Raw genomic sequence first — 7,046 nt, 5'->3', positions numbered from 1 at the left:
AGGGTTGTGAAGTTGCCGGCCTGGCTGGCGGTATCGACGATGTCGGCGGCCAGCACGGATGTGGTCATCGCGACGGCAGCCGCACCGGAAATCAACAATCTCTTGAGCATCCTTGCTTCCTCTCGGTTGGTTTCTGGGGGAGAGACCAGGGGTCGTCTCGGGCCAATCTACGGGCCCGGACCGCGCGCGGTTCATCGCAGCCAAGTCACAAAAACTTGTCGTCGGCGGGACGGTGAGGGGACTTGCCTTGCGCGGGTGTTGGCCTACCCAGCCGAACCCAGGCGTGCTTCACATTTCTTTACACTGGCCTGCAAAGGGCGAAACAGTTCAGGCCTAACCTGCTTCCATCGCGGCAATCGTTGCCGGGCAGGAAGGGAGTTTCAGGATGGAACAGGAAAAGGAAATCGAGATACTTCCGCCGCGGAGCCGAACCCGTGGCTGGGTCGTGGCAGGCGGCATCACCGTTCTGGTGCTTGGCGGCATCGGGGTTGCCGGTGCAATGGGCGGAGGGGACGGCATGGGCCGCTTCGTCATGAAGACGGGTATGAACCATGGCATGGGTTTTGCCGGCCGTGGGTTCGGTCGTGCGCTGGACGCCGTAAACGCGACGCCGGAGCAGGAAGAGCGAATCTGGGCGATCATCGACGACGCGCGGGCGGAATTGCGGCCGCTGATGCGCGAGTTCCGGCACACCAGGGAAGCGATCGTGGAGATTATCGGCGCCGAAACCATCGACCCGGCGGCTGCAGAAACGCTGCGGGCCGAACGCATCGGCGCGCTCGACGAGGCGTCGCGTCGCGTTACCGCCGCGCTGATCGAGGCCGCGGAAGTGCTGACGCCGGACCAGCGCGCGGCTCTTGCGGAACATTTCCAGGAGCGCGCATCGCAACGCCGGTGGTAAGGTCGCGCGAAGCGACCGAACCCGGAGACCGGCAGCGCATGGCGGATGACATACTGATCGTCGATGACGATACGCGGCTTTCCGCCATGCTCGTGGACTATCTTTCAGGCAGCGGCTTTGCCGTGCGCACTGCCCCGACCGCGACGGCCGGGTTGGCGGAGCTTGCCCGCAACGCCCCCGACGCGGTCATTCTAGACGTGATGCTGCCGGATCTGGACGGGTTCGAGACATGCCGGCGCATCCGGGCTGCGTCGGACGTTCCGGTACTCATGCTCACGGCCAAGGGGGAGGAAACCGACCGCATCGTCGGTTTGGAACTGGGCGCGGACGACTACCTGCCGAAGCCCTTCAACCCGCGTGAGTTGCTTGCCCGCCTCAAGGCCATTTTGCGCCGGCGCGGCGTCCGTGGCGTGGACAACAGGCTGCTGCGCTTCGGCCGGCTGGAGATCGACCCGGGCTCGCGTGCTGCCCGCATAGACGGTCGCGACTGCGTCATGACCGGTCATCAGTTTGATCTGCTCGTGGCGCTTGCAGAAAATGCCGGCCGCACCCTTTCGCGGGAGCAACTCATGGACAAGGTGAAGGGCGAGGCGTTCGACGCGTTCGACCGATCAATAGACGTCCACATATCGCGCATCCGCGCCGCCATCGAGGACGAGCCGAAACTGCCGCGCCGCATCATCACCGTGCGCGGCGCGGGCTACATCTTCGCACGCCGGCAGGATCAGGACTGATGAAGAGCAGCCTGTTCCTCAAGGTCTACCTGACGCTTCTCGCCAGCCTCGTCGTGCTGGCGATGGCGAGCGGTGCCTTTCTGTGGCTAAGCAACGACGAAGAGGATCGCAGCTGGTCGAGCAGGCGAGATGCGATCCTGTCGGCGATGCTGCCGTCCGACGCGACACCTGCGGAAACGCAAATCGTGCTCGACCGGCTGGGTGAGGCGTTTGACGCCGATATCGCGATCTTCGACGCCAATGGCGAGGCGCAGGCGACAGTCGGCGAGCCGCCTTCGTTTCCGCCGCCGGGCGAACGGCGCAAGCTTTTGAGCAGCAAGGGTCATCGGTTTACGGTGCAACTGGAGGATGGTCGCGTGCTGGTAGCGCGCGTCGGCACGCCTTTCGGCGCGCCACGCGGCAGTCCGCTGGTTTGGCTGGCCTTGATCGCCGGCGTGACCGCGTTGGCCGCATGGCCAGTCGTGCGTCACCTGACGCGGCGTCTGGAGGGATTGCGGCACGGTGTCGAGGCATGGGGTGAGGGCGACCTGTCGCGGCGCGTCCCGGTGCACGGCAAGGACGAAGTAGCGGCGGTCGCCGCAAGCTTCAACAATGCGGCGGCGCGTATCGAGCAACTGGTGACCTCCCACCGGTCGTTGCTGGCCAATGCCAGTCACGAACTGCGCTCGCCGCTGGCGCGGCTGAGGATGGCGAGCGACCTTCACGGGGAGCAACCGGAGGAACGGCACCGGCGGGAGATCATCCGCAACCTTGCCGAGCTCGACGAACTGGTGGAAGAAATATTGCTAGCGAGCCGCCTCGATCACGTCGAGAACCTCGAACTGACCGACAGGGTCGATCTGCTGGCGCTGGCAGCTGAGGAAGGCGCGCGCCACGGTATCCCGGTCACGGGGGAGGCCGTCATCGTGTCCGGCAATGCACGGCTTCTCGGGCGCCTCGCGCGCAACCTCATGCAGAATGCATTGCGCCACGGCGCGCCGCCTGTCGCGGTCGAGGTTACGCGCGCAGACGGTTTCGCCGAGCTCTCTGTCCGCGACCATGGCGCGGGCATTGCCCAGATTGAAGGAGATCGTCTCTTCGAGCCGTTCTATCGACCTTCGGGGCGAGGCGAGGCCGCCGGCGGCTGGGGGTTGGGTCTGGCGCTTGTTCGCCAGATAGCTGGGCGTCACCACGGCACAGTGCGCCACGAGACGCCGCCCGATGGCGGCGCACGTTTCGTCGTGACTCTGCCGGCAGCCTCGGAGTGACCGTCAGCGTCTGCGATAGAGCCAGAGCGTCACGGGCGCGAGCAGCAGCGTGAGCACGATCGGCGCGGCCAGCGCCAGCGCGATTTGTCCGGGCGTAGCATTGCCCGCCATCAGGCCGCGCATCGCGGTCGTCATCAGCGACACCGGGTTCACGTCCACGAAGGCGCGCAACCAGGCTGGCATGGTGGCGGGATCGACCATGATGTTCGACGCGAACACGACTGGAAACAGGAAGGTGAAGCCCAGCGTCATGACGGTCGTCGGCGTACGGACCATCAGCCCCAGAACGATGAACAGCCAGCCCGTTCCAAAGCCGATTGCGACCAGCAGCGCGAAGGCGGCGATTACGCCGACGATGCCGGCCTCCGGACGATAGCCGAGGATCAGCCCGATCGTCAGGATGATGCCGCCCGCGATCAGGTGGCGAAGCACATCCCCGACCATCAACCCGGCGAACGGGGAGAGCGACCAGATCGGCAACGAACGAAACCGGTCGAAAAGCCCTTTGGAAAGGTCTGTCGAAAGGCCCATGCCGGAATAGACGGCGTTGAAGACGATGGTCTGCACGAGAATGCCGGGCAGGAAGAACTGCAGATAGTCGCCCGTCGAGCCGGCCAGCGCGCCGCCGAAGACGAAGGTGAACAGCAGCGTGAACATGATCGGCGTCATCACCAGATCGAACAGCTGTTCGGGCACATGTTTGAACTTGAGGACGGCCCGCCAGCCGAAGACCAGCGCGTTTGAGAAGGCCGAAGGTGGTTCAGGCCGCGCCACCGGCCGCAGCATCAGGGCATCGGTCGCAGTACCGTTCATCGCTCCACCTCCTTCTGTCCGGCGGGCTGCGCCGGTCCGCCCGTCAAGGCGAAGAAGACCTCGTCGAGGCTCGGTGAGCCCATGGAAAAATCGGCAAGCTCGATGCCGGCGGCGATGAGAGCTGCCAGCGCCTCGTTGGCGCGTTGCGGCGAACCAGCCATCACGGAAAGCTCGGCGCCCTCCACGCTTCGCTGGACGCTGCCGCCGAGCTTGGCTTCAAGCAGGCGAGCGGCCTCGTCGATTCTTGCCGCGTCGGCAAGCGCGACGTGAAGGAAACCCGACCCGGTGGCGGCCTTCAGTTCGCGGCTTGTACCCTCCGCGATCTTGCGGCCATGGTCGATCACGGCGATGCGCGCGGCAAGCTGGTCGGCCTCGTCCAGGTACTGCGTGGTCAGCAGGATGGTGACGCCGGACGCCGCCAGCGATCGGATCATCCGCCATACGCTCTGCCGTGCCTTCGGATCGAGCCCGGTCGTGGGCTCGTCGAGGAACAGCACCCCGGGCGTGACGATCAGCGAGGCTGCTATGTCGAGCCTGCGGCGCATGCCGCCGGAATAGTCCTTCACCTGCTTGCCGCCCGCATCGGCAAGGTCGAAGGCGGCCAGCAACTCGTCGGCGCGATCCTTGGCCTGCCGCCGGCGAAACCCCCAAAGCCTGGATAGCAGGATAAGGTTCTCGCGACCGGTCAGATCCTCGTCCAGCGAGGCGAACTGGCCTGTCATGGCTATCGCCCCACGCACCGCATGTGGCTCCGTGACGAGGTCGTGGCCCATCACGGCGGCGCTGCCTGCATCGGGTGTAGCCAGTGTGGCAAGCATCCGCATGAGCGTCGTCTTGCCTGCGCCGTTCGGCCCGAGAATCGCGAAGATCACCCCGCGTGGGACGTCGAGGTCTATGCCGTCCACTGCACGCAGTTCGCCGAATATCTTGACCATGCCGCGGGCGGATATCGCAAGAGCGTCCTGCGCGGCATGGGTGAACGTTGCGCCGGGCGATGTAAGGTTCATCGGGATGGTTCCATGCTGCCGCTTTTGACGCAGGGGCGGATCGCCCCCGCGCACGGCGCACGCATATACCAGCTTCGTGACGGCTTTGCAGCCGCAGGCTCAAGCCATAGGCGACGCTGCTGACACCTCGCTGTCAGCGATCGCGCAGTCAGCCTTGCGGCACAGCCACCACGGCGGCGCAATCGCCCGCCTTCACTAGGCCCGGAAAATGGCGTGCAGCCAGAATGCCGTCCATCTTCGCCTTGATTTCGATCGGCGCGATGCCCGTGCGTCCCGTTCCGTGGATACGGGCAACAACCACGCCACGCTGGACCCGTTCTCCCAGATCGACAATGGTTTCGATCATCCCGTCGTCCTCCGCGAACGAGAAACAGTCGCCGTCCGGCATGTCGAGCCATGAAGTCGGCGTCCTCTCGACCGCACCGGCCACGATCCCTGTGTGGCGCAGCACGTTCATCACGCCCTTGCGCGCGATACGCACGGTTTCGGCACGTGCGGTGCCGCCACCGCCAAGCTCGGTGGTGACGAAAACCTTGCCCATTTCCTCGACTGCGGTATCGAACATGCCGACTGCATCGATCTCCAGCATCTTCACCGAGTAGGGTGCGGCAAACGCCTCCACTGCAGCGAAGGCCCTCGCTTCCTGCGCCTTGTCGGGCAGGATGTGGGCGGCGCAGAACGGCACGAAATCGAGTGTGCGCCCGCCGGAGTGAAAGTCGAGCACGATGTCGGCGCGCGGCAGCAGATGACGCTGCACGTAGTCGGCTATCTTCTGCGTAACCGTACCGTCCGGCGCTCCGGGAAAGGACCGGTTCATGTTGCCCTTGTCGATGGGCGATGTGCGGGTGCCGGCGCGAAAGGCCGGGTAGTTGAGCGCCGGCACGATGATGACCGTGCCCGAGACGTCCGCCGGGTCGAGCGTGCGCGCCAGCTCGTAGAGCGCCAGCGGGCCCTCATATTCGTCGCCATGGTTGCCGCCGGTCAGCAGTGCCGTCGGCCCGCTGCCGTTGCGGATCATGGCGATGGGGATCATCACCGATCCCCACGCGGAATCGTCGCGGCTGTGTGGAAGCCGCAGGAAGCCGTGCTGCACGCCTCGCGCATCGAGATCGATCGTTGGCGAGATGGGCGAGGGACGCTGGTTCTGGTCGAGCATCTCCACTCAATCCTTCACGAAGAGCTTTCGCGGCACGTTCGACAGGCACTCCACGCCCGTATCGGTAATCAGGATCGATTCGGTGATCTCGAGCCCCATATCTTCCAGCCAGAGCCCGGTCATGAAATGGAAGGTCATGCCGGGCCGGAGTTCGGTCTTGTCACCCGGCCGCAGGCTCATCGTGCGCTCGCCCCAGTCCGGCGGATAGGACAGGCCGATGGAGTAGCCGGTGCGGTTGTCCTTTACGATGCCGTACTTCTTCAGCACGGCAAAGAACGCGTTGGCTATGTCCTCGCAGGCGTTGCCCGGCTTCGCTGCGGCGAGCCCCGCCTCCATGCCTTCCAGCGTCGCCTTTTCGGCGTCGAGGAAGGCTTGCGTAGGTTTGCCGAGGAAGACAGTGCGCGACAGCGGCAGGTGATAACGGTTGTAGCAGCCTGCGATCTCGAAGAACGTGCCTTCGTTCGCGCGCATCGGCTTGTCGTCCCATGTGAGATGCGGGGCAGACGCATCCGCGCCAGAGGGCAGCAGGGGCACTATTGCCGGATAGTCACCGCCGATCCCGTCCACGCCGCGCGTGCCGGCGTCGTATATCTCGGCCACCAGATCGCATTTGCGCATGCCCACTTCGACTTTGTCGAGGATGCGCGCGTGCATGGCTTCCACGATGCGGCCGGCCTTGCGCATGTAGTCGATCTCGGTCGCGCTCTTCACCGCCCGCTGCCAGTTCACCAGCGCTGTGGCGTCAACGAAGCGCGCGTTTGGGAGCCCCTTCTGCAAGGCCGCGAAAGCTGCGGCCGAGAACCAGTAATTGTCCATCTCGACGCCGATAGTCAGCTTGTCGAGCTTTCGTTCGACCAGCACTTGCGAGAGGAAGTCCATCGGGTGTCGCTCGGTCGACTGCACGTAGTGATCGGCGTATCCGATGATGTTGTCGTGCGCGAGGTAGGCTGTGCGCTTGGCGCCGTTGGCATCCTGCCCCCGCCCGTACCACACCGGCTCGCCGGTCGGGGGAACGATCACGGCCTGATGCACGTAGAACGACCAGCCGTCATAGCCGGTCAGCCAAGCCATGTTCGAGGGGTCGCTGACGATCAGAACGTCGATGCCCTTGGCCTCCATCGCGCGGCGGGTCTTCGCCAGCCGCTCGGAATATTCCTCACGCGTGAACTTGAGATTTGGGGAACTCAT

Annotated in this window: 7 protein-coding genes; 3 read left to right on the top strand and 4 right to left on the bottom strand. The window is 64.9% G+C overall.

Translation table 11 applies throughout. The annotated features are described in order from the left end of the window. Positions 1-385 precede the first annotated feature (385 nt). Genes FY036_RS23655 through FY036_RS23645 form a run of 3 tightly spaced genes read left to right on the top strand, consistent with a single transcriptional unit; the run spans position 386 to position 2,882 of the window. Positions 386-901, top strand: coding sequence for a Spy/CpxP family protein refolding chaperone (locus tag FY036_RS23655; protein ID WP_148917135.1), 516 nt, complete (start codon positions 386-388; stop codon positions 899-901). Between the two features lie 38 nt (positions 902-939). Then, positions 940-1,635 (top strand): response regulator, encoded by a 696-nt coding sequence (locus FY036_RS23650; RefSeq protein ID WP_148917134.1) that lies wholly within the window; start codon positions 940-942, stop codon positions 1,633-1,635. Beyond that, entirely contained in the window at positions 1,635-2,882 is a 1,248-nt protein-coding gene (locus tag FY036_RS23645) for a sensor histidine kinase (RefSeq protein ID WP_148917133.1), read from the top strand. The genes FY036_RS23650 and FY036_RS23645 overlap by 1 nt, the downstream gene beginning before the upstream one ends. A gap of 3 nt (positions 2,883-2,885) precedes the next feature. Here FY036_RS23645 and FY036_RS23640 read toward each other — a convergent pair whose 3' ends face one another. The 4 genes from FY036_RS23640 to doeA all read right to left on the bottom strand — a co-directional run bounded on the left by FY036_RS23640 (position 2,886) and on the right by doeA (position 7,046). Continuing rightward, a complete protein-coding gene (locus tag FY036_RS23640; protein WP_201744846.1) occupies positions 2,886-3,695 on the bottom strand; it encodes an ABC transporter permease in 810 nt (269 codons plus the stop codon). Further along, positions 3,692-4,702, bottom strand: a complete 1,011-nt coding sequence (locus FY036_RS23635; protein ID WP_148917132.1) for an ATP-binding cassette domain-containing protein — start codon at positions 4,700-4,702, stop codon at positions 3,692-3,694. The genes FY036_RS23640 and FY036_RS23635 overlap by 4 nt, the downstream gene beginning before the upstream one ends. A 148-nt stretch (positions 4,703-4,850) precedes the next feature. After that, a complete protein-coding gene (gene doeB, locus FY036_RS23630) occupies positions 4,851-5,858 on the bottom strand; it encodes a N(2)-acetyl-L-2,4-diaminobutanoate deacetylase DoeB (protein WP_148917131.1) in 1,008 nt (335 codons plus the stop codon). A gap of 6 nt (positions 5,859-5,864) precedes the next feature. Next, on the bottom strand, positions 5,865-7,046 hold the full coding sequence (gene doeA / locus FY036_RS23625; protein ID WP_148917130.1) for an ectoine hydrolase DoeA: 1,182 nt from the start codon (positions 7,044-7,046) through the stop codon (positions 5,865-5,867).

The sequence above is a fragment of the Neoaquamicrobium microcysteis genome, assembly GCF_008180155.1.
Lineage (GTDB): Bacteria > Pseudomonadota > Alphaproteobacteria > Rhizobiales > Rhizobiaceae > Aerobium > Aerobium microcysteis.
This window is presented reverse-complemented; position numbering and strand designations above follow the sequence as displayed.

Bases quoted from the DNA above. Each gene is read 5' to 3' on its own strand.
- FY036_RS23635 (WP_148917132.1), bottom strand. From the start codon at position 4,702: ATGAACCTTACATCGCCCGGCGCAACGTTCACCCATGCCGCGCAGGAC.
- doeB (WP_148917131.1), bottom strand. From the start codon at position 5,858: ATGCTCGACCAGAACCAGCGTCCCTCGCCCATCTCGCCAACGATCGAT.
- FY036_RS23650 (WP_148917134.1), top strand. From the start codon at position 940: ATGGCGGATGACATACTGATCGTCGATGACGATACGCGGCTTTCCGCC.
- FY036_RS23655 (WP_148917135.1), top strand. From the start codon at position 386: ATGGAACAGGAAAAGGAAATCGAGATACTTCCGCCGCGGAGCCGAACC.
- FY036_RS23640 (WP_201744846.1), bottom strand. From the start codon at position 3,695: ATGAACGGTACTGCGACCGATGCCCTGATGCTGCGGCCGGTGGCGCGG.
- FY036_RS23645 (WP_148917133.1), top strand. From the start codon at position 1,635: ATGAAGAGCAGCCTGTTCCTCAAGGTCTACCTGACGCTTCTCGCCAGC.
- doeA (WP_148917130.1), bottom strand. From the start codon at position 7,046: ATGAGTTCCCCAAATCTCAAGTTCACGCGTGAGGAATATTCCGAGCGG.